At 70.7% G+C, this 23,870-nt stretch carries 25 protein-coding genes and 1 pseudogene; 12 read left to right on the top strand and 14 right to left on the bottom strand.

Annotation, left to right across the window (positions count from 1 at the left end; translation table 11 throughout):
* Nucleotides 1-9: 9 nt before the first annotated feature.
* Complete coding sequence (grpE, locus tag MFF04_RS18120; RefSeq protein WP_238277842.1) at nucleotides 10-621, top strand: nucleotide exchange factor GrpE; 612 nt, start codon at nucleotides 10-12, stop codon at nucleotides 619-621.
* Nucleotides 622-634: 13 nt separating this feature from the next.
* Here grpE and MFF04_RS18115 read toward each other — a convergent pair whose 3' ends face one another.
* From MFF04_RS18115 to MFF04_RS18105, 3 genes are all read right to left on the bottom strand, one after another.
* Complete coding sequence (locus MFF04_RS18115; protein WP_238277840.1) at nucleotides 635-1,006, bottom strand: phospholipase A2 family protein; 372 nt, start codon at nucleotides 1,004-1,006, stop codon at nucleotides 635-637.
* A 120-nt stretch (nucleotides 1,007-1,126) separates the two neighbouring features.
* A complete protein-coding gene (locus MFF04_RS18110) occupies nucleotides 1,127-1,288 on the bottom strand; it encodes a hypothetical protein (RefSeq protein ID WP_238277837.1) in 162 nt (53 codons plus the stop codon).
* Nucleotides 1,285-1,605, bottom strand: coding sequence for a hypothetical protein (locus MFF04_RS18105; RefSeq protein ID WP_238277835.1), 321 nt, complete (start codon nucleotides 1,603-1,605; stop codon nucleotides 1,285-1,287). Before MFF04_RS18105 ends, MFF04_RS18110 begins: the two co-directional genes overlap by 4 nt.
* A 164-nt stretch (nucleotides 1,606-1,769) precedes the next feature.
* Between MFF04_RS18105 and MFF04_RS18100 the strand changes: the two genes are divergently transcribed.
* Together MFF04_RS18100 and MFF04_RS18095 are read left to right on the top strand one after the other, a co-directional pair.
* Entirely contained in the window at nucleotides 1,770-2,621 is an 852-nt protein-coding gene (locus MFF04_RS18100) for a DUF6502 family protein (RefSeq protein ID WP_238277833.1), read from the top strand.
* A gap of 11 nt (nucleotides 2,622-2,632) precedes the next feature.
* Nucleotides 2,633-3,961 (top strand): DUF5666 domain-containing protein, encoded by a 1,329-nt coding sequence (locus MFF04_RS18095; RefSeq protein ID WP_238277831.1) that lies wholly within the window; start codon nucleotides 2,633-2,635, stop codon nucleotides 3,959-3,961.
* An 18-nt stretch (nucleotides 3,962-3,979) separates the two neighbouring features.
* On the opposite strand, the gene MFF04_RS18090 is transcribed toward MFF04_RS18095, so the two are convergent.
* Both MFF04_RS18090 and MFF04_RS18085 read right to left on the bottom strand, forming a co-directional pair.
* Nucleotides 3,980-5,323, bottom strand: coding sequence for an ATP-binding response regulator (locus MFF04_RS18090; protein ID WP_238277829.1), 1,344 nt, complete (start codon nucleotides 5,321-5,323; stop codon nucleotides 3,980-3,982).
* A 1-nt stretch (nucleotide 5,324) separates the two neighbouring features.
* Nucleotides 5,325-6,494, bottom strand: coding sequence for an FIST N-terminal domain-containing protein (locus tag MFF04_RS18085; RefSeq protein ID WP_238277827.1), 1,170 nt, complete (start codon nucleotides 6,492-6,494; stop codon nucleotides 5,325-5,327).
* Nucleotides 6,495-6,677: 183 nt separating this feature from the next.
* Here MFF04_RS18085 and MFF04_RS18080 point away from each other — a divergent pair, with 183 nt between their 5' ends.
* Complete coding sequence (locus MFF04_RS18080; protein ID WP_238277825.1) at nucleotides 6,678-7,346, top strand: response regulator; 669 nt, start codon at nucleotides 6,678-6,680, stop codon at nucleotides 7,344-7,346.
* Between the two features lie 340 nt (nucleotides 7,347-7,686).
* Here the strand turns inward: MFF04_RS18080 and coaE are convergent, their stop codons facing one another.
* The 4 genes and pseudogenes from coaE to MFF04_RS18060 all read right to left on the bottom strand — a co-directional run bounded on the left by coaE (nucleotide 7,687) and on the right by MFF04_RS18060 (nucleotide 10,683).
* The gene (coaE, locus tag MFF04_RS18075) at nucleotides 7,687-8,298 is read right to left on the bottom strand and encodes a dephospho-CoA kinase (RefSeq protein WP_238277823.1); all 612 of its coding nucleotides are present in this window, start codon (nucleotides 8,296-8,298) and stop codon (nucleotides 7,687-7,689) included.
* A pseudogene (locus MFF04_RS18070) lies at nucleotides 8,295-9,161 on the bottom strand (shikimate dehydrogenase); the annotation flags it as partial. The gene coaE and the pseudogene MFF04_RS18070, both read right to left, overlap by 4 nt.
* A 54-nt stretch (nucleotides 9,162-9,215) precedes the next feature.
* A complete protein-coding gene (locus tag MFF04_RS18065; protein WP_238277820.1) occupies nucleotides 9,216-9,839 on the bottom strand; it encodes a Maf family protein in 624 nt (207 codons plus the stop codon).
* 13 nt (nucleotides 9,840-9,852) lie between these two features.
* Nucleotides 9,853-10,683 carry a pyruvate, water dikinase regulatory protein gene (locus tag MFF04_RS18060; protein WP_238277818.1) on the bottom strand — a complete coding sequence of 277 codons (831 nt, stop codon included), beginning with the start codon at nucleotides 10,681-10,683 and terminating at the stop codon, nucleotides 9,853-9,855.
* Nucleotides 10,684-11,157: 474 nt separating this feature from the next.
* On the opposite strand from MFF04_RS18060, the gene hemE reads away from it, so the two are divergent.
* Nucleotides 11,158-12,219 (top strand): uroporphyrinogen decarboxylase, encoded by a 1,062-nt coding sequence (hemE, locus tag MFF04_RS18055; protein ID WP_238277851.1) that lies wholly within the window; start codon nucleotides 11,158-11,160, stop codon nucleotides 12,217-12,219.
* Nucleotide 12,220: 1 nt separating this feature from the next.
* On the top strand, nucleotides 12,221-12,652 hold the full coding sequence (hemJ, locus tag MFF04_RS18050) for a protoporphyrinogen oxidase HemJ (protein WP_238277816.1): 432 nt from the start codon (nucleotides 12,221-12,223) through the stop codon (nucleotides 12,650-12,652).
* A 25-nt stretch (nucleotides 12,653-12,677) separates the two neighbouring features.
* On the opposite strand, the gene hisG is transcribed toward hemJ, so the two are convergent.
* The 4 genes from hisG to secB all read right to left on the bottom strand — a co-directional run bounded on the left by hisG (nucleotide 12,678) and on the right by secB (nucleotide 17,045).
* The gene (gene hisG, locus MFF04_RS18045) at nucleotides 12,678-13,670 is read right to left on the bottom strand and encodes an ATP phosphoribosyltransferase (RefSeq protein WP_238277814.1); all 993 of its coding nucleotides are present in this window, start codon (nucleotides 13,668-13,670) and stop codon (nucleotides 12,678-12,680) included.
* On the bottom strand, nucleotides 13,663-14,811 hold the full coding sequence (locus MFF04_RS18040; RefSeq protein ID WP_373320111.1) for an ATP phosphoribosyltransferase regulatory subunit: 1,149 nt from the start codon (nucleotides 14,809-14,811) through the stop codon (nucleotides 13,663-13,665). Before MFF04_RS18040 ends, hisG begins: the two co-directional genes overlap by 8 nt.
* 117 nt (nucleotides 14,812-14,928) lie before the next feature.
* A complete protein-coding gene (gene hisS / locus MFF04_RS18035) occupies nucleotides 14,929-16,458 on the bottom strand; it encodes a histidine--tRNA ligase (RefSeq protein ID WP_238277810.1) in 1,530 nt (509 codons plus the stop codon).
* An 83-nt stretch (nucleotides 16,459-16,541) separates the two neighbouring features.
* Nucleotides 16,542-17,045: a protein-export chaperone SecB gene (gene secB / locus MFF04_RS18030; protein ID WP_238277808.1), complete on the bottom strand. Its 504-nt coding sequence runs from the start codon at nucleotides 17,043-17,045 to the stop codon at nucleotides 16,542-16,544.
* A gap of 379 nt (nucleotides 17,046-17,424) precedes the next feature.
* Between secB and MFF04_RS18025 the strand changes: the two genes are divergently transcribed.
* The 5 genes from MFF04_RS18025 (at nucleotide 17,425) to mnmE (ending at nucleotide 22,838) form a co-directional block, all read left to right on the top strand.
* Nucleotides 17,425-18,132 carry a Tim44/TimA family putative adaptor protein gene (locus tag MFF04_RS18025; protein ID WP_238277806.1) on the top strand — a complete coding sequence of 236 codons (708 nt, stop codon included), beginning with the start codon at nucleotides 17,425-17,427 and terminating at the stop codon, nucleotides 18,130-18,132.
* A gap of 10 nt (nucleotides 18,133-18,142) precedes the next feature.
* The gene (mltA, locus tag MFF04_RS18020; RefSeq protein ID WP_238277803.1) at nucleotides 18,143-19,330 is read left to right on the top strand and encodes a murein transglycosylase A; all 1,188 of its coding nucleotides are present in this window, start codon (nucleotides 18,143-18,145) and stop codon (nucleotides 19,328-19,330) included.
* Nucleotides 19,327-19,962 carry a Smr/MutS family protein gene (locus MFF04_RS18015; RefSeq protein ID WP_238277801.1) on the top strand — a complete coding sequence of 212 codons (636 nt, stop codon included), beginning with the start codon at nucleotides 19,327-19,329 and terminating at the stop codon, nucleotides 19,960-19,962. The genes mltA and MFF04_RS18015 overlap by 4 nt, the downstream gene beginning before the upstream one ends.
* 211 nt (nucleotides 19,963-20,173) lie before the next feature.
* Nucleotides 20,174-21,514, top strand: coding sequence for a transcription termination factor Rho (rho, locus tag MFF04_RS18010; protein ID WP_238277799.1), 1,341 nt, complete (start codon nucleotides 20,174-20,176; stop codon nucleotides 21,512-21,514).
* Between the two features lie 16 nt (nucleotides 21,515-21,530).
* The gene (mnmE, locus tag MFF04_RS18005) at nucleotides 21,531-22,838 is read left to right on the top strand and encodes a tRNA uridine-5-carboxymethylaminomethyl(34) synthesis GTPase MnmE (RefSeq protein WP_238277798.1); all 1,308 of its coding nucleotides are present in this window, start codon (nucleotides 21,531-21,533) and stop codon (nucleotides 22,836-22,838) included.
* A gap of 15 nt (nucleotides 22,839-22,853) precedes the next feature.
* On the opposite strand, the gene MFF04_RS18000 is transcribed toward mnmE, so the two are convergent.
* Complete coding sequence (locus tag MFF04_RS18000; RefSeq protein ID WP_238277796.1) at nucleotides 22,854-23,000, bottom strand: hypothetical protein; 147 nt, start codon at nucleotides 22,998-23,000, stop codon at nucleotides 22,854-22,856.
* Between the two features lie 259 nt (nucleotides 23,001-23,259).
* On the opposite strand from MFF04_RS18000, the gene MFF04_RS17995 reads away from it, so the two are divergent.
* A partial coding sequence (locus MFF04_RS17995; protein WP_238277794.1) for an FAD-dependent oxidoreductase occupies nucleotides 23,260-23,870 on the top strand: 611 nt, incomplete at its 3' end.

The following is a 23,870-nucleotide window of genomic DNA, read 5'->3' as shown; positions in this document are numbered from 1 at the left end:
GAAGACGCGATGACGAACGACGAGAAGCCCGAGGACGAGCGGTTCCGGACCGCGAACGGAACGGACGCGGAGCAGGCCGCCCCGGCCGAGCCCCAGGCCGACCCGGTGACCGAGGCGCTCGCCGTCGTCACCGCCGAGCGCGACGAGCTGAAGGACCGGGTCCTGCGCACGCTCGCCGAGATGGAGAACCTGCGCCGCCGCACCGAGCGCGAGACCGCGGACGCCCGCAGCTACGCGGTGACGAACTTCGCCCGCGACCTCCTCAACGTCGCCGACAACATCCGCCGCGCCATCGAGAGCGTGCCTGAGGCCGAGCGCGCGGAAGCGGGCGGCGCCTTCAAGGGGCTTATCGACGGCATCGAGCTCACCGAGCGCGACCTCCTGAAGACCCTGGAGCGCCACGGCGTGAAGGTCATCGAGCCCGAGGGCCAGCGCTTCGACCCCAACCGCCACCAGGCGATGTTCGAGGTGCCGAACCCCGAGGTCCCCGCCGGCACCGTGGTGCAGGTGGTGCAGACCGGCTACGTCATCGGCGACCGCGTGCTGCGCCCGGCGCTGGTCGGCGTCGCCAAGGGGGGCCCGAAGGCGCCCCCTGCCGCGCCGTCGCCCGGCGCGGCCTGAGGCTCGTCCCGAATCAGTCCTCACAGGGCAGCAGCATCGCCCCGTCGGCGATGAACTGCGCCGTGCCGCGCACGTCGCGGGGCGTCGCGGGATCGCGGACGACCGCGCTCGCCTCGAGGTTGAGGCGATCGTTGCAGGCGCAGTGCGCGAGCCGGCCCGGCGGCGGCGTGCAGGCGTCGTGATGCATGCAGGCGAGGTCGAGGGCATCGATCGGCGGATGGCCCGGCCCCCGGTTGCCCGGTCCGCAGAAGTTGCCGTGAATGAGGAGCGCGCCGCGCTGCAGGTCGATGTAGGGCGTCTCCTGAGCGGGTGCGGGACCGGTCAGCAGCAGGGCGAGGCCGGCGGCGCAGGCGCCGGAGGACAGCAGGCGTACGAGAGCGGACATGGGATTCCGTCCTGATCGTCGAGCGCTCCCCTCGGCGGCCAAGATGGGTCGTCCCTGCCCGAAGACAACCGGCCCGCGCGTGCACCGCGGCAAAGCGGCCGCTTCGCACGCGGACAAGCCTCAGAGCGCCAGCACCAGCAGGCCGACGACCGTCGCCGCGAGGATGAGGCAGATCGCGAGGTCGAGGACCTGCGCCCCGCCGCAGGGCTCGGGCTCCTCGGCAGCGGACGCGGAACGGGCTCCGAGGCGTGAGCCGGCCATGGTCCCGACGAGGGCGTTCACGGGCGCGGCTCCAAGGCGAGGGACGAGAGGACGATGCGGGGTTTTGAGCCCGTGTCGAAGGGTGCTGCCGCCGCTCCGAGCGAGGGGGATGTCGGAGCGACGGCAGCCTGCGTCGCCCTGGGAAGCCGCGCGCGGTGGACCGGATCGGCGAGGGTTCCCATGAGGGCGGGCAGAGCGAGGGCGGCGAGGAAGACGGCTCCCCGCCACATCAGCGTGTAGGCGGGAACGGACCGGAGGGGATCGACTGTCCTCGTCTCCGCCTTGAGGGGCGGGATCGCTGCGCAACGGAGAGCCCGGCGGGCGATCGTATCGGGCATGCAGGGGATCGGGCCTGTCGCGCTCATATCGTCCGCTCCGGTGTGATCCGATGCATGGAAATTACGTGGGTAAATTTCCCACGTCAACGGCATGAGTCTGGATACGTGTGCGCTGGCGCACGTTGTGGGATTGTGTCCCACGCGGTTTTGCCTAGAATGCCGGCATGTCCGAGATGAGCGAGACCGCCCGGGACGAGGGCGCCCTGCACCGGCCGGTCGCGCGCCTGCTGCGGCCGCTGGTGCGCCTGTTCGTGGCGCGGGGCATCACCTTCCCGGCCCTCACGAACCTGCTGCGCGAGCTCTACGTGAACGTCGCCGAGTACGATTTCGCGCTGCCGGGCAAGGAGCAGACGGACAGCCGCGTCAGCCTGCTGACCGGGATCCACCGCAAGGAGGTGCGCCGCCTGCGGGGCGCCGGCGCGCCGGTGAGTGCGGTGCCGGCCACGGTCTCGCGCACCAGCCGGATCATCGCCCGCTGGATCGCCGACCCGCGCTTCACCGATCCGGACGGCCGCCCCCTGGCGCTGCCGCGCTCCGCCGACGGCGAGGCGCCGTCCTTCGAGACGCTGGTGGCGGCGGTGACGCGGGACCTGCGTCCCCGCGCCGTCCTCGACGAGTGGCTCGATCGGGGATTGGCGTTCAGCGACGAACACGGGCGCGTCGTGCTCGCCGAGAGCGCCTACGTGCCGAAGGGGGGCGGCGAGCCGCAGCTCTACTATTTCGGGCGCAATCTCCACGACCACATCGCCGCGAGCGTCGCCAACGTCATCGGCGAGACCCCCCGCTTCCTGGAGCGGGCGGTGCATTACGACGGTCTCTCGGAAGATCTCGCCGGCCGGCTCGAAGCGCGGGCCCGCGCGATCGCCATGGACGCCCTGCGGGAGGCCAACCGCGAGGCGCACGCCGCCTGCGAGGACGATGCCGGCGGCCGGCATCGCTGGAACTTCGGTATCTACGTCTACACGGAGGAGAGCGGCGCGGCGCCGGACGACCCCGCGGCGGGCGGCGCGGCGTGAGGGACGGGCCCGTGAGACCCTCCCCCACCCGCCGCGGCCTGCTGCGGCTCCTCTCCGGCGCCGCCCTCGTCCTGCTGCCGTGCCCCGCCCGGCCAGCCCCCGACGAGCCGATCCGCGACCAGGGGATCGGCGGCACCGGAGCCCGTCCCGGCGAGGGCGAGCTCGGCGAGGGCGACCGCGGCATCGGCGGTACCGGCGTGATCGGCACGATCCGCCGCTTCGGCTCGATCGTCGTCAACGACCTGCGCATCGCCTATCCCGAGGACGTCCAGGTGCACATCGACGGCACACCGGCCACCGCCCGCGATCTGCGGATCGGGCAGGTGGTGCGGGTGATCGCCCGCGAGGAGGGGAAGGGTCTCAGCACCCGCCGCATCGACGTGACGAGCGAGGTGGTGGGCCCGGTCGAGCGCGCGGATAAGACCGGCCTCACCGTGCTCGGGCAGCGGGTCGTCGGAGCGCGGGCCGGGGCCTGGAAGATCGGCGACCGGGTGGCGGTGGCGGGCCTGCGCCGGCCGGACGGAGTCGTCGTCGCGAGCCTGATCGAGGCGCGGGGCGCAGGTCCGGCCCAGGTGGCGGGCCCCGTCCGGCAGGGAGCGGACGGCCACCTGCGGATCGCGTCCCTCAGGCTCGTCGGCGCCGAGCCGGGGCTCGCGGGGAGCCGGGCCCTCGTCACGGGAACGCCGGAGGGCGGCGCCCTCAAGGTCGCGGGCGCCGCGGAGGCCGGCCTGCCGGTGGTGCCGGGGCTGAAGCGGGTCTCGATCGAGGCCTATGTCGGGCGCGGCCGCGACGGGCTCACCCTGGGCTCGGGGATCCCCGTGACGGGGGCGGCGGGCAACCTGCCGAAGCGCGGCAGCGTGCGGGCGGTGCTCGACACCGAGGTCGGGCGAAACGGGACGCTCACCGTCGACCGGCTGCGCCTCGAGAACCGCGTCGACACCCGTCCCCTCGACGGGACGAGCCCCTTCGACCGGGCCCGCGATCCCTCCTTCGACAGGCTTCCGGACCGGCTCGACCTGCGCGAGGGCCTGCGCGATGGCCTGCGCGGCCGCGACCTGCCGGACCGGTTCGGAGGGCCGGGTCCCGGCATCGACACGCGGCCGCCGCTCCCCGGCGGTCACAGCGGGTTCGGTGGTCCGGGCGGACCCGGCTTGCCCGGCAACCCCGGCTCGCCGGGAGGGCTTCTCGGACCGGACGGTGCCGGTGGCCTGACGCGGCCGGGCAGCCTCCAGCCGGGTCTCGGATCGCCGGGAGGCCTCGGCGCGCCCGGAGGGATCGGGACGCCGGGTGGGTTGGGCGCTCCCGGCGGGCTCGGAGGATTGGGCGGCGGGCGGCGGTGAGCCGGGTCGCGCGGCGCCTCAGGCGAGCATGTAGGTCAGGAGCGAGCGCAGCTGCGCCGGCTTGACCGGCTTGTGCACCAGCTCGGCGCCGATCTCGGCGGCGCGCAGCTCGATCTCCGGGGAGTGGTCGGCGGTGGTGACGATCGCCGGGATCGGGGTGCCCGAGAGGGTGCGCAGATAGTCGGCGACGTCGAGCCCGCAGGCACCGTCGTCGAGATGATAGTCGAGGATCATCAGGTCCGGCGCCCGGCCGGCGGTGGCGTAGCCGGCCGCCGCGCCGGCAAGGTCGCGATGCACGCTCACCTCCGCCTCCCAGTTGCGCAGGAGGCGGCAGAGCGCGTCCGCGGTGGAAGGATCGTTCTCCACGACGAGCAGCCGGGCCCCCGAGAGCCGTGTCCACGCGGCGGGACGCGGAGCGTCGGAGGGCGCCGGCCGCTCCGCCAGGGGCACCATCAGGCTGACGCGGGTGCCGCGTCCGGGCCGCGAGTCGAGGGTGACGTCGTGCCCGAGGGCCTGGGCCATGCGCCGCACGATCGACAGCCCGAGCCCGAGGCCCGGCTCCGCGTCCGGCGTGGCCCGGCCCCGGAAGAACTCCTCGAAGACCTGCGGCCGGTCGGCCTCGGCGATGCCGAGGCCGGTGTCGACGACGTCGATCCGGCAGGCGCCGGGCCGCGTCCGGGCCGCGAGCAGCACTCCGCCGGAGCCCGTGTAGCGCACCGCGTTCGAGACGAGGTTCTGGAGGATGCGGTGCAGGAGCACGGCGTCGCTGGCCACGCAGAGGTCATCGGCACAGCGCAGGGCGATCCGCAGGCCCTTGCGACGGGCGACGGGCTCGAAGCCGTCGACGAGCCCGCTCATCATGTCGCGCAGGGGGACCGGCTTGATCGAGGGGCGTACGACGCCGGCATCGAGCTTCGAGATGTCGAGGAGAGTCTTGATCAGGTCCTCGATGGTCTGGAGCCCCCGCTCGACCTGGCCGGCGATGGCGGAGGCCTCCGGCCCGATCGGCAGGTCGCCCAGCGCCGACAGGGACAGGCGGGCGGCGTTCACGGGCTGGAGCAGGTCGTGGCTCGCCGCGGCGAGGAAGCGGGTCTTCGAGCGGTTGGCGGTCTCCGCCTCCTCCTTGGCGGCGGCGAGCGCCGCGTTCGAGCGCTCGAGCCGGTGCATGACCCCGGTCAGCTCCTCGGTCCGGGCCCGGACCCGGCCCTCCAGGGCGATCGCGGTGCGGAACAGGGCGTAGGCGCCGCCCTGCTGGTCCATGCCGCGCTCGACTTGGGCCATCAGCGCGGCGTTGATGCGCTCGAGCTTCTCGACGCGCCGGGCAAGCGCCGCCTCGGTCTCGGATGGAGCCGCCGCCAGCATCTCAGGACTCGGGTGCCCGGCCGATGGCGATGCCAGTGAAGGTCTGGTTCAGATGCATCGCCCGGAACTGCTCGCCGTAGGTCTCGAAGCCGACGACGCTGTAGCGGCGGTAGAGCTCGGCGACGCCCTGGCGCAGCTGGCGGCTGTCGGCGTCGAGGCGGCGCAGCACGCACTCGAAGCCGATCACCAGATCGATGCCGCCGACCGCCGCGTCGATGCGGTCGAGCTCGGCCCGCGTCGACTCGACGAGGTCGCAGTGACGGGCAAGGGTTAGCACCACACCCTCTTCGACGGCGCAGAAGAAGGTCAGCGAGCCGTCCGGGTTCATGTGCCGGATCGCGCGGCAGAAATACTCGCCGCCGACCTTCACGGCGAGCGGGTGGGTGGCGAAGCTCAGCGGCGAGAGCAGGTCCGGCTTCAGGCCGATCGCCGCGGCGTACTCCTGGGCGGCGGGCTCCGCGTTCAGCTCGTGGACGACCCGGCGGTCCTCGTCCGAAGCGGTGACGACGAAGCGCCGCTGCGTCGGCTCGAAGTTGTCGCTCCTGAAGATCTCGATCGGATAGTCGCTGTCGATGAGGAGCAGCACGGCCGAGCGGCGGCGGATGCGGCCTCCGTGGAGCAGCACCGTCTCCCGGAAGACGAGGTCGTCGCCGGCCGAGCCGCCGACGAGGGGGATGCCGTCGAGCGCCCAGGCGATGGCCGAGACCACCGCCTCCTCGGCGTTGGCCAGGCCGTCGATCAGACAGAGGGCGAAGCGGCCCGGCCGCGTCTCCGGCCCGTGCGGTTCGAGCCGGCGGCGCAGCGCCCGCACCGCCGCCGCCGTGCCCTCGACGTCGAGACGGTCGATAGTGTCGAGGGCGATCGAGGCGATGCGGAAGCCCTTGGCCGGAAAGGCGACGGCGACGAGCCCGTGCTCGAAACCTCCCGAGGGGGCCATCCCACCGGACATGCTGCAGCCGGAGACCGGCGTGCCGGGGAAGGTCGTGGTCAGGGCCGCGTTGAGGATCTCGGGGTCGTAGTCCGAGGAGAAGAAGATCAGCAGGTGGGCGACCGGCGCGTGGCTTGCTAGCGCCGCCGCCAGCTCGGCCACGGCCTCGCGGGCGTCGCGCGTCTCGGTCCAGACCGTCCTGATGCCGCACAGATGCGTGCGCACCTGCGTGCCGCCTTCCACCCCGTCCTCCTGCGCACCCCGGGTCGCGCGCCCGGTTCCTCGTGCCGCCTCAGTATGTTCGTGCCCCTGGCCCCGCGCAACCGACCTCCACCAAAGGCCGAGACGCATGGCTCCCCGCCGCGCTTGATTTTCCCCTCTTCCTGGTGAGCATGCCGGAAGATACGGCAGCGGAGAGGGGGCCCGATGCGGCTGCTGATCGTGGACGACCACCCGCTGTTCCGCGAGGCGCTCTCGAGCGCCCTGCGGCTCGCCTATCCCGACGCCGTGCTTCTCGAGGCAGAGGGGATCGAGGCGGCCTGCGCCGTGATGGCGAGCGAGCGCGACCTCGACCTCGTGCTGCTCGATCTCGGGCTTCAGGGCAGCACCGGCTTCGAGGGCCTCTTGACCCTGCGGACCCGGGCGCCGCGGGTGCCGGTGCTGATCGTCTCGGGCCAGGACGAGCCGCGGATCATGCGCGAGGCCCTGCGCCACGGCGCGGCGGGCTTCGTCCCGAAAGCCGTCGACAAGCCGACCCTGACCCTCGCGGTCGGTACGGTCCTCTCCGGCGCGCTCTACCTGCCGCCGGGGGTCTCGCTCGCCCCGCCCGAGACCATTCCGGAGACGGTCGGCGAGGGCCGGGCGCACCGCGCCAAGGCGCCCCTCGCCGAGCGCGTCGGGCGGCTGACCCCGCAGCAGCTGCGGGTGCTGATGCTGATCCGGCAGGGCAAGCTCAACAAGCAGATCGCCCACGACCTCAACGTCGGCGACTCGACCGTGAAGGCCCACGTCTCCGAGATCCTGCGCAAGCTCGAGGTGATCTCGCGGACCCAGATCGTCATCGAGACGGCGGGCCTCGACTTCGAGCGGGCCTGAGACGCGCCTCGCGCGTCCGCGCTACTGCGCGATCATCCCGGAGACCAGCACGGCGACGCCGAGACCGATCATGGCGTAGGCGAAGAACCGGCTGCGGTCCTGGGCGTCGTCCTCGGAATGGGGGTCCCTGAAGAGCGTCATGGCGAGGTTCCGTCGTCTCGTATCGCGGATCCGCCGCCGATGGCGGACCGATGCGTTCCCCGAGACGTAGGAGATCGGCGATCCGGGCGATGTGCTGGACGGTACATGGGCTAAGGGCGAGCCACCGCCCGCATCGACGGAGCGACGCGACTCCGTGCGCGGCCGCATCGCGGGCCCTCGCGCTGCGCCGAGGGAGGATTCAGCCGCGCCGATCCGACAGGTTCTCCACGAGAGCCGCGACCTCCTGCCGGGCCGCTTCGAGCCCCCGGCTCGTGTCGAGGAGATGGTCGGCGCGCTCCCGCTTCTCGGCGTCGGGCATCTGCTTGGCGAGGATCGCCGTGAAGGCCTCCTGCGTCATGCCGGGCCGGCTGAGGACGCGAGCGCTCTGGATCTCTGGGGGTGCCGTGACCACAAGCACCGCGTCGCAACGGGCCTCGCCCCCGGTCTCGTAAAGGAGCGGGATATCGAGGACGACGAGAGGCGCGTCGGCATGCTCGGCGAGGAAGCGGCTTGCCTGCGCCTGGACGAGGGGATGCACGATGCCCTCCAGGGCGGCGAGCTTCTCCGGCCGTCCGAGGACCCGATCTCGCAGAAGCGTGCGGTCGACTGACCCGTCGGCAGCGAGCGTTCCCGGAAAGGCTCGACTGATCGCCGCCACAGCCCCACCACCGGGGGTGTACAGGGCGTGGACGGCGGCGTCCGAATCATGGACCGGCACGCCGAGTTCCCGGAACAGCGAAGCGGTCGTCGACTTGCCCATGCCGATCGAGCCCGTGAGTCCGAGCACGAAGGGCCGGCCCGGCGCCCTCATCGGGCGGATTTCGCGGTGAGGTCCGCCACCACGACATCCCGCAGGCGGTCGGTGACCGTCGGGCGGACGCCAAACCAGGCCTCGAAGCCCGGTACTGCCTGATGCAGGAGCATCCCGAGTCCGTCGACGGTGGCGAGCCCGGCCCGGCGGGCATCGGCGAGAAGCCGCGTCTCCAGAGGAGCGTAGACGATGTCGGCGACAATGGCGGTCGAGGGCAGGCGGGAGAGATCGAGGACGAGGGGATCGTTCCCGACCATGCCGAGAGAGGTGGTGTTGACGAGAAGATCCGTCTCCGGAAGGCGGCTCGGCAGGCTCTCCCAGGGCAGCGGCTCGATCCGGCCGGGTTCGATCTCCGCGAGGGCTTGCGCCCGGTCAAGGTTGCGGTTGAGGACCCGGATGCGGGAAGCGCCCGCTTCGAGGAGGCCGACGGTGATGGCTCGCGCCGCACCTCCGGCCCCGAGGAGGGTGACGCCGGAAAGGCCGGAAGGCGACCAGTCGGGACCGCGCCGAGCATGCAGGCTCTGGACGAGATGGGCGACGAAGCCGAGGGCATCGGTGTTGTCGCCGCGCAGGCCGCCATCCGGCTCCACGATCAGGGTGTTGACGGCTCCGATGCGCTTGGCCCGGGGCGTCAGACGATCCACGAGGCGAAACGCAGCTTCCTTGTGAGGGATGGTGACGTTGCCGCCGGCGTAGCCTGACCCCGGCAAGCCGCGCAGGAAGGATTCGAAGGCGGCCGGCGCGACATCAAGCCTCTCGTAGATACCGTCGAGACCATGCTCGGCGAGCCAATGGCCGTGGATGAGCGGCGATCGGGACTGCGCGATCGGGTGTCCGGTCACGAAGGCACGCTTCACGTCGGCAGTCTCCTGGTTGAGAGCCTCGCGCCGACCCCAGCAAGGCGCGAGAGAGGACCGTCAGATCGCCAACAGGCCGAGCTCACGGAGATGAGCCAGAAGCGGCAGTAACGGCAGGCCGAGGATGGTGCTGTGCGCACCCTCGATCCGTTCGAAGAGATGGATGCCGAGCCCTTCGAACTGATAGCCGCCGACGCTCGATGTCAGCCGTTCGGTGCCGACGATCTCCGCATAGGCGCGGATCACAGCCTCGTCCAGGGAACGGACCGTCAGCCGGGCCGCGTCGCAGAACGAGACGATGACCGCACCGTCCTTCGCTAAAGCGGCTGCCGCATGGAGAGTGTGCGTGCGGCCGGCGAGTTGTGCCAGTTGCGCACAGGCCACGTCGAGGTTTGCCGGCTTATGAAAACGTTCGGAGCCGAGGGTGAGGGTCTGATCGGCGCCGAGTACGAGTCGCCCCGGCCGACGCCTCGAGACTTCCACCGCCTTTGCCGAGGCGAGAGCGGAGGCGACCCCTTCCCCGTTGGCATCCGCCATTGCTCGTTCCAGACCACGCTCGTCGATCTCTGGAGAGAGGGTTTCGGCCAGGATCCCGGCCGTGGCGAGAAGATCACGCCGGGTTCGGCTCCCGGATGCGAGAAGGAGCGGGCTCGGATGCGTCCAGAGATCATTCGAAGCAGACATGATGATTTCGGATCTAGAGAGCGACGAGCCTCAGGCGGTGCTCCTTGTAGAGGTCGAGGATGGCCGCGGCCGTCTCCTCGATGGAGCGTCGGGTCACGTCGATGATCGGCCATTTGTGCTTGAGGCAGAGCCGGCGGGAGGCCGCGAGCTCTTCCGCCACGGCATCGCGGTCCACATAGAGTGAACCCTCGTCGGCGTGCAGGCTGAGGAGGCGGTTCTGACGAATCTGAACGATGCGCTCGGGGCTCGCCAGAAGACCGACGACGAGAGGCTTGCGTACCTTGAGAAGCTGGGGCGGGAAGGGAGCGGACGGGACCAGAGGGTAGTTCGTCGTCTTGAGCCCCCGGTTGGCAAGGTAGATGGAGGTCGGCGTTTTGGAGGTACGGCTGACCCCGACGAGGATCACGTCCGCCTCCTCTAGGTTATCCGGCAGGTTGCCATCGTCATGGGCGAAGGTGAAGTTCATCGCATCGATGCGCTTGAAGTACTCGGCGTTGAGCATGTGCTGTGCCCCGGGCCGAGCCTTGGTCTCGACGCCGAGATAGGATTGCAGCAGCGAGTGAACGGGCTGCAGGACCGAGAGGCAGGGGGACCCCGATTCCCTGCAGGCGGCTTCGAGCCGTGCGTTCAACGCTTCCTCGACCAGCGTGTAGAGTACCAGTCCCGGCGCGGCCTCGATCTCGGAGATAACGCGCTCGAGCTGGGCCGCGGAGCGTACCAGTGGATAGACATGCTCGATCGCCGAGATGCCTTCGTACTGCACCGCCGCTGCGCGACCGACATTGATGAGCGTCTCGCCGGTAGAATCAGACACGAGATGAAGGTGAAAGAAGCTACGACTCATGCGGGCTGACTCGATTCGCGTCGGGAGTCCAACGCGATGAAGCCCTTTTCCACCACAGCGAAGCCGGGGAGTCGATGAGTGTGGAGGATGGAACGCTCGGATCAGGAGGGCCCGGATATCAGCCCGATTCGCTCACAAGCACGCTTAGACGGACTCGATTCAGCAGCGCCGTGGGAGAATCAGGGACGGGACCACAAGGCAGATGAGATTAGCCAGCGTAAGAGCTTGATGCGGCTAGCCTGAGCGAACGATTGCACGGAAGCTCTTAAAGCCCAGTTAACGGATCGGCCTCTGGACGGCCTGTGGAGGAATCCGCCTCCCTTGGATTCCGGCTCCTAGAAGAAAAAACAGAGTCCAAAATCTCTCTCTTTTCATTCATGAGAGTGGGAAGGGACGGAGCCAGACCCGGTGATCATCCCGGGTGGGCTCTCTTCGAGCGCATCGGTTTGGCATCTCGCGAGCCCGTTGAGGATCATGACCGGCGACGTTTCGAAGGACCGTGCCCTCCTGCGTGTTCTCGCAGGTGAGGTGCTTGCCAAGCCTCCCGCCTGGATCATGCGCCAGGCTGGCCGCTACCTGCCCGAGTATCGTGCGACCCGAGCCAAAGCAGGCTCGTTTCTCGATCTCTGCTACACACCCGATCTTGCTGTCGAGGTCACCCTTCAGCCCATTCACCGCTTCGGGTTCGACGCATCGATCCTCTTCTCTGACATTCTCGTCGTTCCCGATGCTCTCGGCCAGGATGTCTGGTTCGTCGAGGGTGAAGGACCACGGCTCGATCCCCTTACCGACGCTGCAGGCTTCGACCGTCTCAGGGAAGCAGACGACCCTGCGGTCTTCCACCATCTAGGACCCGTCATTGAGACGGTCGGTCGTCTCCGCTCCGAGTTGCCTGACGAGACCACTCTGCTCGGGTTCTGCGGAGCTCCCTGGACGGTGGCGAGCTACATGATCGGTGGCCGCGGCACTCCGGATCTCGCCCCATCTCGTCAACTTGCCCAACAAGATCCCGCACTGCTCCGGCGGCTGATCGACCGGCTCGTCGACGTGCAGAGCCGTTATCTCGTCGCACAGCTGCGAGCCGGTGCCGACGCGGTGCAGATTTTCGAGTCCCATGCCGGTGTCCTGCCTGCCGGCGACGATCCCCTTGGTGATTGGAGCCTCGAGCCGATCAGCCGGATGATCCGGCAGGTCCGGGCCGAAGTTCCGGATGCGCGGATCATCGTCTTTCCCCGTGGCTCGGGACTGGAAGGCCATGTCAGGACCCACGCCGAGACCGGTGCCGACGCTGTCGGCGTCGATTGGGCGGTCGACCTGGCAGAACTACGAACGCAGCTCCCATCGAGCGCGGTGACGCAAGGCAATCTCCATCCCGAGATCCTGGTCGCCGGCGGCGAAGCACTCGACCGGGCGGTGGATGCCGTCCTCGCTGCGACGGAGGGATGCCCGCATATCTTCAACCTTGGCCATGGCATCACTCCACAGACGCCGGTCGCGCATGTCGAGCGCATGCTCACGCGGCTGCGGAGCGCCTGAGATGCTCTATGACTGGTTGAAGGCGCTTCACATCATCGCCGTGATCGCCTGGATGGCGGGTATGCTCTACCTGCCCCGGCTGTTCGTCTATCACGCTGCCCTGCCGGCCGGCTCGACGGTCCAGTCGGAGACCTTCAAGGTCATGGAGCGGCGCCTGCTCAAGGCGATCATGAACCCCGCCATGGCCGCGACCTGGGGGCTCGGTATCGCCGTCGCCATGATGGGCGGCCACTACCTCAATTTCTGGTTGCATGCCAAGTTCGTGCTGGTGTTGGCGATGTCGGGTGTCCATGGCTGGCTCTCCCGCACGGTCAAGGACTTCGCAGCGGACCGGAACCGGCGCAATCCCCGCTTTTACCGGGTCATCAACGAGGTGCCGACGCTCCTGATGATCGGCATCGTCATCCTGGCGGTGGTCAAGCCGGGCTTCTGAGGCATAACGCCGGAGACGATCACGCTCAGCGAGCGTCGAGCCGAGCCTCGAACCGCTCGCTCAATGCGTCTCGGCCCGTGAACAGGTAGTCGAGCCGGCGCACGCTGACGGGACCGGCCCCGGCCGCGACGAGGGCGTCGGAGAGGGCGAAGACCGCGTCCGCCGGGCAGTGGACCACCGCTTCGCCATGCTCCGGCTGCCCGGCCAGGAAGCTCGCGCCGTGCACGGCGGCGAGGGCGCCGAGATCGAGGCCCGCTTCTGGCACGAAGGCCCGGAGCTCGCGGGTCGTGCGGGCGCCCTCCTCGGCGGCGATGCGGCCGAGCACGGTGCGCAGGACCTGGCGCTGCGGAGCCTCCCAGCATGCCACGAGGGAAGCGACGAGGTTCGCCTCCGAGCGCAGGATCACGCCGTCGTCGAGGATCTTGAGGGCGTTGGCAGCGAGCGTCGCGCCGGTCGTGGTGATGTCGACGATGATCTCCGCTGAACCCGCCGCTGGGGCGCCCTCGGTGGCTCCGAGGCTCTCGACGATGCGGTAGTCGGCCACCCCGCGCTCCGCGAAGAAGCGGCGGGTCAGGTTCACGTATTTCGTCGCGACGCGCAGACGCCGGCCCTGGCGTAGGTGCATCTCGACGGCGACCTCGTCGAGATCGCTCATGGCGCGCACGTCGATCCAGGCCTGGGGCACCGCCACCACTACCGTGGCGTTGCCGAATCCGAGCGGCGTCAGCAGCTCCAGCCGGCTCTCGGCGTCGGGTAGGGTCTCGCGGATCAGGTCCTCGCCGGTGATCCCGAGATGGGCGGCGCCGCTGGCGAGCTGGCTGGCGATCTCGGAGGCCGAGAGATAGCGCACCTCGACGCCGGGCACCCCGACGAGGCGTCCCCGATAATCGCGTGCGCCCGTGCTCTGGGCGAGCTTGAGCCCGGCGCGGGCGAAGAAGGCGGCCGCGTTCTCCTGGAGCCGGCCCTTCGAGGGAATCGCTAGGACGAGGCTCGCGCTCTCGGTGGATTCGTCAGACATCGCGGTCTCCGGTGCCGGCGATCCGGTCGAGCCAGAAGGCGCAGCCCACCGCCGGCTGCGGCTCGGGGGCGCCGAGACGCGTGAGCAGCCCGTCGTAGCGGCCGCCGCCGACGAGCACGGCGTGGGCGGAAGCGACCTCGAAGATGAAGCCGGTGTAGTAGTCGAGGTTGCGCGCGAAGCCGCCGGAGAAGCGGATACCGCCGACATCGATCCCGCGGGCGGCGATGAAGCCGGTACGCTCCTCGAACAGGCCGAGCGCCTGCTCCAGGGAATCGGACGGCCCGACCTCGCCGACGAGTTCGCGCAAGGCCGTCATCACCTCGTCGAGGTTGCCCTCGATCGCCCGGTAGCGCTCGATCAGGGCGAGGTTGCGCTCGTTGAGGCCGGCGCCCCCATTCGCCTGGACGGCGGACTTCGCCAGGAAGCGCGCGGCGATGTCGCCGGCGCTGCGTCCGCCGACCCGAGAGATGCCGGCGATGGAGAGCACGTTCTCGACGAAGGCCTTCGCCGCAGCCGGGTCCTGTCCCTGGATCGCGGCGAGCAGCCCTGCGTTCGGATCCTCCTCGGCGGCGCCGTTGGCGAGATCGGCAAGCGGTCGTCCGGCGGCGAGCGCCCGCAGAGTCCGGCGCTTGGCGGCGGGAGGGACCTCGAGCGCGTTGAGGAGCGCGTTGGTGAGGCCCATGTCGCCGATGCGAACGCTTGAGTCCCGCCGTCCGAGCCGGGCGAGGCCCTCAAGGGCGAGGCCGAGCACCTCCGCGTCGGCCGCCGCGGTGTCCGTGCGTCCGATCGATTCGATGCCCGCCTGCAGGAACTCGCTCGGCTCCGAGCGCGCGAGGCGGAAAACCGGGCCGAGATAGCTGTAGTCGCGGGGGCTCTGCGCGGCATCGCGGCAATGCAGGCGGCAGACGGGGATCGTGAACTCCGGCCGCAGGCAGAGTTCGGCCCCGCCCTCGTCCTGGGTCACGAAGATGCGCCGGCGGATGTCCTCGCCGGACAGTTCGAGGAACGGCTCGATCGGCTGAAGCACCGGAGGCGAGACCGGCGCGTAGCCGGCCTCCACCAGGAACCCGGCAAGGGAGGGACCGAGCGCCTCGCGCGTGCGCCCCACCGATACGTCTGCTGGGGCTCCCGATCCCGTCATCGTCCCGGCACTTCTTCCAAGGGCGCGAAATCGGTCCGCGCGCGGGGCCCGCTCTAGCAACAGCCCGAGGCGTTGGCGACCGGGAGCGTCCGGAAATGACTGCGCAGGGTCAACGGACTACGCGGCGCCGTCCTCGAAATGCCGCTCCAGCATCGCGCGGACCTGGTCGACCATCTCGGCCTCCGGCACCGAGATCTGAGCGGGGCGCGCGGCCTTCCACTCGGCGTTGCTGGCGATGCTCTGAGCGGCGCGGGCACCCTCGATCAGGTCCTTGATCTGGACCTCGCCGGCCTCGCGCTCATTCGAGCCCTGGATGATCGCCAACGGCGCCTTGCGGCGGTCGGCGTACTTCATCTGCGCCTTCATGCCCGCGCCGCCGAGATAGGCCTCGGCACGAATGCCGGCGCCGCGCAGGCGGGCGACGAGGCGCTGGTAGTCGGCGATGTTCTCGCGGTCGAGGACGAGCACCACGACCGGCCCCGGCTCCTCCGCCGCGTCCACGAGCGGGCTCTTGGCGAGCTGGAGCGCCGCGAACAGCCGCGAAACGCCGATCGAGAAGCCCGTGGCCGGCACGGGCTCGGGCCGGAAGCGCCCCACGAGCCCGTCGTAGCGGCCGCCGCTGGCGACGGCGCCGACGCGAATCGGCTGGCCGTCCTCGCTCGCGATCGCGAACGTGAGATCGGCCTCGAAGACCGGGCCGGTATAATACTCGAGGCCCCGAACGATGCTGGGGTCGGGCCGGATGCGGTCGTGGCCGTACCCGGCTGCCGCGCACAGGCTCATGATCGTCCGAAGCTCGGCGACGCCTTCCCGGCCGATCTCGGACCCGCCCACGGCCTCCTCCCAGGACGCGAAGACGTCTCCGGATGGTGCGTCGCCGCCGGTGAGGGATGCGTCCTCCGAGACGTAGGCGAGGATGCGCTCGATGGCCGCCTCCGCGAGGCCGGCGCCCTTCGTGAAGTCGCCGCTCTCGTCCCGCCGTCCGGGCCCGAGCAGGAGGCGGACCCCCTCGAAGCCGAGCCGGTCGAGCTTGTCGATGGCGCGAAGAGCGGCCAGCCGCTGTCCGGCCATCCCGTCCCCGCTGAGGCCCGAGGCTTCGAGGAGCCCATCGAGGACCTTGCGGTTGTTGACCTTGACCGCGTACTGGCCGGCGAGCCCGAGCCGGTCGAGGGTATCGGCGGCCATCATGCAGATCTCGGCATCCGCCGCGACGCTCGCCGCGCCGACGATGTCCGCATCGCACTGCATGAACTGGCGGAAGCGGCCCGGCCCCGGCTTCTCGTTGCGGAACACGTAGCCCGCCCGCATGCTGCGATAGGGCTTGGGCAGGCCGTCGAAGTTCTCGGCCACGAAGCGGGCGAGCGGCGCCGTCAGGTCGTAGCGCAGCGAGAGCCAGGATTCGTCGTCGTCCTGGAAGGAGAACACGCCCTCGTTCGGGCGGTCGAGGTCGGGCAGGAACTTGCCCAACGCCTCGGTGTACTCGATGAACGGCGTCTCCAGCGCCTCGAAGCCGTAGAGGCCGAAGGTCGCGCGGATCACCTCCAGCATCCGTGCCTGGGCGAGGAGGTCGCCCTCCCGGCGGTCGAAGAGGCCGCGCGGCAGCCGCGGCTTGAGGCTCTCCGCCTTCCCTGATCCGGCCTTGGCCATGTCGTGCGCTTTCCTGCGGGGCGGCTCGGGCGCCGCCCCGTGTCACAAGTCCGATCCGATCGAGCGCGGGGGCGCCCGGTCCCTCAGGAGGCCAGCGGCTGGCCCTGGGCTCCTTGCGCCTCCATGGCCTTCTGGCGATAGAGGCCGACGAAGTCGATCGGATCGATGTAGAGGGGCGGGAAGCCGCCGTTGCGCACCGCCTCGGCCACGATCTGCCTGGCGAAGGGGAACAGCAGGCGCGGGCACTCGATCATCACCGCCGGGTGGACCTGATCCTGCGGGATGTTCCGCATCCGGAAGATACCGGCATACTTCAGGTCGAAGGCGAAGAGCACGTCATTGTTGAGCTTGGCGCTGCCCTCGAGGGTGAGCTCCACCTCGAAATCGGCCTCGGCGAGCTGCTGGGCGTTGACGTTGACCTGGATGTTGATCTGGGGCCCGCCCTCCTGCGGCTGCAGCGAGCGGGGGGCGTTCGGGTTCTCGAAGGAGAGGTCCTTCGTGTACTGCGCCAGCGCGTTAATCGCCGGGGCGTCGTCAGCCTGCGGCTGAGCGCCGCCGTTGCCGTTCGGAGCCGGGGAGTCGGCCATGGCGTGTCATCCTCTCGAAGCGTCCGGACCGCTCCGTCGGGCGGCCTGTGGCGGTGTCTCGCACCCGCGGACCGCATCCTGCTCGGGCGGCTCTCGTCGGATCGCCAGCGCGCTAACATGCCGCTGGCGCCATCACAATGGGCGCGACGAGAGCCGTGCCGCCTCCGATCCGGAGAGGCTCCGGCGTTTCGTCGGCGGCATTCTCGTGAGGCTTCTTCGCGCGGGTGTCTGGAACGCGCCCTGAATTCGCGCCATATGCGGAGCACGGCGAGCCGGCCATGCAGGCTCGATCCCCCGTGCGGCCATACCGGCCGGGTCTGCCGCGGCGGTCCGGGCCCTCGACCCTGCGGACGCGCAGGGTGCCACCAGCGGAACGGTGATGCAGGACAGTTTCGACGTCACGACCCTGATCTTCCTGGCGCTTGCGGTGTTCGTGATCTGGCGACTGCGCTCCGTGCTCGGCCAGAAGACCGGCACGGAACGCTCGCCCTTCAAGCCCGTCGACCGCAGCCAGCTCGGCAAGCAGGGCGCGCCGCCGGCCGACAACGTCGTGCGCCTGCCCGGCGCCGACCGGACCCCGCCCGAGCGCCCGGCGGCGGAGCGCGACTGGACGGGCGTGGCCGAGCCGGGCAGCCCCGTGGCGCGGGGCCTCGAGAGCATCGTCCAGACCGAGCCCGCCTTCGATCCGCGGGAGTTCATCGAGGGCGCCAAAGCGGCCTACGAGGCGATCGTCGTCGCCTTCGCCAAGGGCGACCGCAAGACCCTGCGCGCGCTCCTCTCCCGCGACGTCGGCGAGGGCTTCGAGCGCGCCATCGATGAGCGCGAGCGCAACAAGCAGACCGTCGAGACCACCTTCGTCTCCATCGACAAGGCCGAGATCGTCGCCGCCGAGACCCGCAACCGGGTCGCCCACATCACCGTGCGCTTCCTCTCGAACCTGATCACCGCCACCCGCGACGCCCAGGGCAACGTGGTCGACGGCAACGCCGAGGCCGTGGTCGAGGTGCCGGACGTGTGGACCTTCTCCCGTCAGCTCGGCTCCCGCGACCCGAACTGGCAGCTCGTCGCCACCGAAGCCGGCGCCTGACCGGACGGCCATGACGAGTCGGCGCGCGCGCGGGGTCGGCCTCGTCCTGGCATCCCTCCTCGCGCTCGCCGGCTTCCGGGGCGCCCGCGCCGAACCTCTCCGGGTCAGCGACGCGCTCCTCGAACCGGTGGCGACGGACGCGATCCCCGGCTTTCCGGGCCCCGATCCCGCCACGGCGCTCGCCCATTTCCGCGCCCTCTGCGACGCACCGGGAAAGCCGCAGCTTCCCTCCGGCCCGGGCCTGTCCGTCGATCTCGCGGAGGCTTGCGAGGCGGCCCGGCGGACGGCCCCCGAGGGGGCGGCGTCCTTCTTCACCGAGCGCTTCGAGGCCTTCCGCATCCTGCGCCCGCAGGCCTCCGACGCCACGACCCGGCGCAAGGGCTTCCTCACCGGCTACTTCGAGCCCGAGCTCGAAGGGGCGCTCGAAGCCTCGGCCGACTTCTCCACCCCGGTGCTCGCCCGGCCCGACGACCTCGTCAGCCTGGAGCCCGGCGAGACCCGGCCCGGCCTGCCCGAGGGGCTGCGGGCGGCCCGCGCCGCGGGCGAGGGTTTCGAGCCCTATCCCGACCGGGCGGCGATCGAGGACGGAGCCCTCGGCGCCCGCGCGCGGCCTCTCCTCTACCTGCGCGATCTCGTCGATCTCTTCGTGCTCCAGGTCCAGGGCTCCGGCCGGGTCCGGCTGCGGGACGGCTCCTCGCTCCGGGTGCTCTACGACGGCCGCAACGGACGGCCCTATACCTCCGTCGGCAAGCTCATCGTCACGGAGGGCCACCTTCCCCTCGACGGCCTGACGCTCGCCCGCTGGACCGGCTGGCTCCGGGCGAACCCGGAGACCGGGCGGCGTCTGATGCGCCGGAACGCCTCCTATATCTTCTTCCGCACCGAGCCCGTCGCCGACGCCGCGCTCGGACCGCCGGGCGCGGCGGGGGTGCCGCTGGTGCCCGGCCGCAGCCTCGCCGTCGATGCCGGTCTGTGGCGCTACGGGCTGCCCTTCTGGCTGGAAGGGACCCTGCCCGGCGCGGGCGGCGGGGAGCCGGGGCGCCTGGTGATCGCCGCCGACACCGGCTCGGCCATCGTCGGCCCGGCACGCGGCGATCTCTATGTCGGCACCGGGGCGGCGGCTGGCGCGGCGGCCGGCGACCTGCGCGACGCGGTCGGCTTCGTCGTTCTCATACCGAGACGGGCGCCCGCCCCGTGAGCGGGCGCCGGGGCAGACGCCTCTCCGGCGAGGAGATCTGGCTCTGGGGGGAGGTCGCGCGCTTCGTGACGCCGCTCGCCGGCCGCGGCGTCCCGGTGGAGATGGAGCCGGACCGAAGGCCTGCCAAGGCCCCTCCCGCGCCTCCCATCACCGTGCCCGCGGCCAAGGAGCCCAAGGCGCCGGCGAAGCAGCCCGGCAAGCCCGTCGAGAAACGCATTTCGAAGCCGGCCCCCGTCCGCAGCTTCGCCGCCGCACCCTACCAGGCACCGGTCCCCTCGTCCGCCCCGAAGCCCCTCGACGGTCTGGAGCGCCGGGCCCGCACCGGCCTCGTGCGCGGGCGCCTTCCCATCGAGGCCCGCATCGACCTGCACGGGATGGTTCAGGCGGAGGCGCATGCCGCCCTCGTTGGCTTCCTCCACCGCTGCCGGGCGGCGGGCCACAGCCACGTCCTCGTCGTTACCGGCAAGGGCGGCGAGGACCGTGGTGCCTTCGCGGAGCGCGGTGTCCTGCGCCGCAGCGTGCCCCATTGGCTGCGCTCGCCGGTGCTGGAACCGATGGTCTTGGCCTTCGAGCCTGCCGGTCGCCGGCACGGGGGCGAGGGCGCGCTCTACGTCCGGCTGCGGCGGCGCTGATCGGTGCGTTGCCGCCTCTTGAGCGCCGGGGCGAAACAGGATAGGAATGACGCACCCTCCTGAAGTTGCGCCGTATCGCATCCCGGAGCCGTAAGCGGCTCTCGCTTCCCGATGCACCGGCCCATACGGGCCCCAAGCTGACGCCCGCAGGCGTCCGGCGCCGATCATCCCCTTCTCGCCCTTCCTCATCACCCCCCGCTCAAGAACCCCCATGACGCCAGACGACGACGCCCTCCCCGTTGCGGACCTGCCGAGCGAGGGCACCCTGCCGGCCGTCCTCGACGGCATCCGCGAGGTCAAGCTCCAGGACCTCAAGGCCAAGACGCCGACTGAGCTCACCGCCTTCGCCGAGGAGGTCGAGGTCGAGAACGCCTCGACCATGCGCAAGCAGGAGCTGATGTTCGCGATCCTCAAGCAGCTCGCTGCCAAGGAGGTGGAGATCATCGGCTCGGGCACCGTCGAGGTCCTGCAGGACGGCTTCGGCTTCCTTCGCTCGAACGACTCGAACTACCTGCCCGGCCCTGACGACATCTACATCTCGCCCACGCAGATCCGCCGCTTCGGCCTGCGCACCGGCGACACCGTCGAGGGCCCGATCCGCGGACCGAAGGACGGCGAGCGCTACTTCGCACTGCTCAAGGTCAATACGATCAACTTCGAGAGCCCGGAGAAGATCAAGCACAAGGTCCACTTCGACAACCTAACGCCGCTCTTCCCCACGAAGCGGTTCAAGCTCGAGCTCGAGAACCCGACCAAGAAGGACTTCTCGCCGCGGATCATCGACATCGTCTCGCCGATCGGAAAGGGCCAGCGCGCGCTGATCGTCGCGCCGCCGCGCACCGGCAAGACCGTGCTGATGCAGAACATCGCGCAGTCGATCACCCTCAACCACCCCGAGTGCTACCTCATCGTGCTCTTGATCGACGAGCGCCCGGAGGAGGTCACCGACATGCAGCGCTCGGTGAAGGGCGAGGTCATCGCCTCGACCTTCGACGAGCCGGCCACCCGCCACGTCCAGGTCGCCGAGATGGTGATCGAGAAGGCCAAGCGCCTCGTGGAGCACGGGCGCGACGTGGTGATTCTTCTGGACTCGATCACGCGTCTCGGGCGCGCCTACAACACGGTCGTCCCCTCGTCGGGCAAGGTGCTCACCGGCGGCGTCGACGCCAACGCGCTCCAGCGCCCGAAGCGCTTCTTCGGCGCCGCCCGCAACATCGAGGAGGGCGGCTCCCTCTCGATCATCGCGACCGCGCTGATCGACACCGGCTCGCGCATGGACGAGGTGATCTTCGAGGAGTTCAAGGGCACCGGCAACTCCGAGATCATCCTCGACCGCAAGGTTTCCGACAAGCGCATCTTCCCGGCGATCGACATCACCCGCTCCGGCACCCGCAAGGAGGAGCTGCTGGTGCCGCCGGACGCGCTCAAGAAGACCTACGTGCTGCGCCGCATCCTCAACCCGATGGGCGTCACCGACGCGATCGAGTTCCTGCTGGACAAGCTACGCCAGACCAAGAGCAACGGCGACTTCTTCGACTCGATGAACACCTGATCGAGGGTTCACGCGGATGGCGGCCGAGACCCTGTTCGCCCCGGCGAGCGGGTTCGGCCGCGCCGCGATCTGCGTCCTGCGCCTGACGGGGCCGAGCTGCGCAGAGGTGATCGCGAGGCTCGCCGGCTCCGTGCCCGAGCCGCGACGCCTGAGCCTGCGCCGCCTGCGCGATCCCGCCGACGGCTCGCTTCTCGACCAGGCTCTCGTCGTCCACATGCCCGGACCCTCGACCTTCACCGGCGAGGACATGGCCGAGCTGCATCTCCACGGCGGCCTCGCCGTGCGCGCGGTCGTGCTGCGGGTGCTCGCCGGGCTCCCGGACTGCCGCATGGCCGAACCCGGCGACTTCGCCCGGCGCGCCGTTCTCAACGGTCGCCTCGGCCCGACCGAGGCCGAGGGCATCGCCGATCTCGTCGACGCCGAGACTGAGGCGCAGCGCCGCCAGGCCCTTCGCCAGCTCGACGGAGCCCTCGCCCGTCAGGTCGCTGCCTGGCGGGAGGAGGCCATCGCCTGCCTCGCCGGAGCCGAGGCCGCCCTCGACTTCGCCGACGAGGACGACGTGGACGATGCCGGGCTCGACGCGGCGCTTTTCGCCCGGGCGGGGGCGCTTGCCGACGCGATCCGCGCGGCGCTCGCCGACGGACGCCGGGGCGAGCGGCTGCGGGAAGGATTTCACGCGGTGCTCGTCGGAGCGCCCAATGCCGGCAAATCGACGCTTCTCAACGCGCTGAGCCGGCGGGACGCGGCCATCGTCTCGAGCCGGCCCGGCACCACCCGCGATGCCATCGAGGTCCGCTGCGACCTCGGCGGCCTGCCGGTGATCCTCGTCGACACGGCCGGACTGCGGGAGACGGCGGACGAGATCGAGGCGCAGGGCATCGCCCGCACCCGCCGGCATATCGAGCGGGCGGACCTCGTCCTCGTCCTGGTGCCGGCGGGGGAGGAGGCGGACCTCACCGACCTGCCGCCCTCGGCGCTCCGCGTCCGCACGAAATGCGATCTCGGCGGCTCGGCCCAGGAAGGCTGGCTCGGCGTCTCGGCACTGACCGGCGAAGGTCTGCCCGCGCTGCTCGCCGCGATCGAGGCCCGCGCGCAGGCCGACCTCGGCGCCGGTGAGGCGCTCTTGACACGCGAGCGGCACCGCCTCGCCCTCACCCGCTGCCGCGACCATCTCGACGCGGTGGCCGCAGGCGTCGGCGCGCCGCCGGAGCTTGTCTGCGAGGATCTGCGGCTCGCCGCGCGGGCGCTCGGCGAGGTCGGCGGTCAGGTCGGCGTCGAGGACGTGCTCGACCGCCTGTTCAGCGGCTTCTGCATCGGGAAGTAGCCGCCTGCGGAAGGCTCAGCGGCTGAGGAAGAGGCCCGTCAGCAGGAAGCAGAAGCCCGCGAGGCCAAAGAGCCCCTCGCGATGACGGGACGTGTCGATGAAGTGGGCGACCGCGCCGCCCGCGCAACACACCGCTCCCGCCCCGATAGCCAGGATACCCATCGTCGTTCTCCGATCGCCGTTGGTCGGTTCCATCCGCTTCGTTGCGGACGAAGCGCGCGTCGGTCGGCCGATGGTGCGCGCCGGGAAATGGTTAAGCAAGGGCGGTGCCATCGTTTCTTGATAAGAATGCAATATTCATCGGAATCGATGAAGCATGATGCTCAGGAACGAGGCATCCAGCTGCTCGAAACGCAGTCTGCGCCCCTGGCCGCCCCTGGACGCCGTTGACCGACGGAACGGTGTGCGCATAACCGCGCTGATGACTTCCCAAGCGACATCCTTCGACGTGATCGTCGTCGGCGGCGGCCATGCCGGCGTCGAGGCGGCCTCGGCAGCCGCACGCTGCGGCGCCCGCACGGCGCTCGTGACGCATGAGGCCCGCACCATCGGCGCGATGTCCTGCAACCCCGCCATCGGCGGGCTCGGCAAAGGCCATCTCGTGCGAGAGGTCGATGCCCTTGACGGGCTGATGGGACGGGTCGCCGACGCGGCCGGCATCCAGTTCCGCCTCCTCAACCGCCGCAAGGGGCCGGCCGTGCGCGGCCCCCGCACCCAGGCCGACCGCAAGCTCTACGCAGCGGCGATGCAGGCGGCCGTCGCCGAAACGCAGGGTCTCGCGGTGATCGAGGGTGCCTGCGAGGATATCGAGATCCGCGACGGCCGGGTCGCAGCGGTGATCCTCGGCGACGGGCGCCGGCTCGCCTGCGGCGCGGCGGTGCTGACGACGGGCACCTTCCTGCGCGGCCTCATCCATATCGGCGAGCGGCAGATCCCGGCCGGCCGCGTCGGCGAGGCGCCGGCAATCGGGCTCGCCTTCACCTTGGAGCGTCTCGGCCTGCGTCTCGGCCGCCTCAAGACCGGCACGCCGCC

The organism is Methylobacterium jeotgali (assembly GCF_022179345.1).
In the GTDB taxonomy this organism is placed as follows: Bacteria; Pseudomonadota; Alphaproteobacteria; order Rhizobiales; family Beijerinckiaceae; genus Methylobacterium; species Methylobacterium jeotgali.
This window is presented reverse-complemented; position numbering and strand designations above follow the sequence as displayed.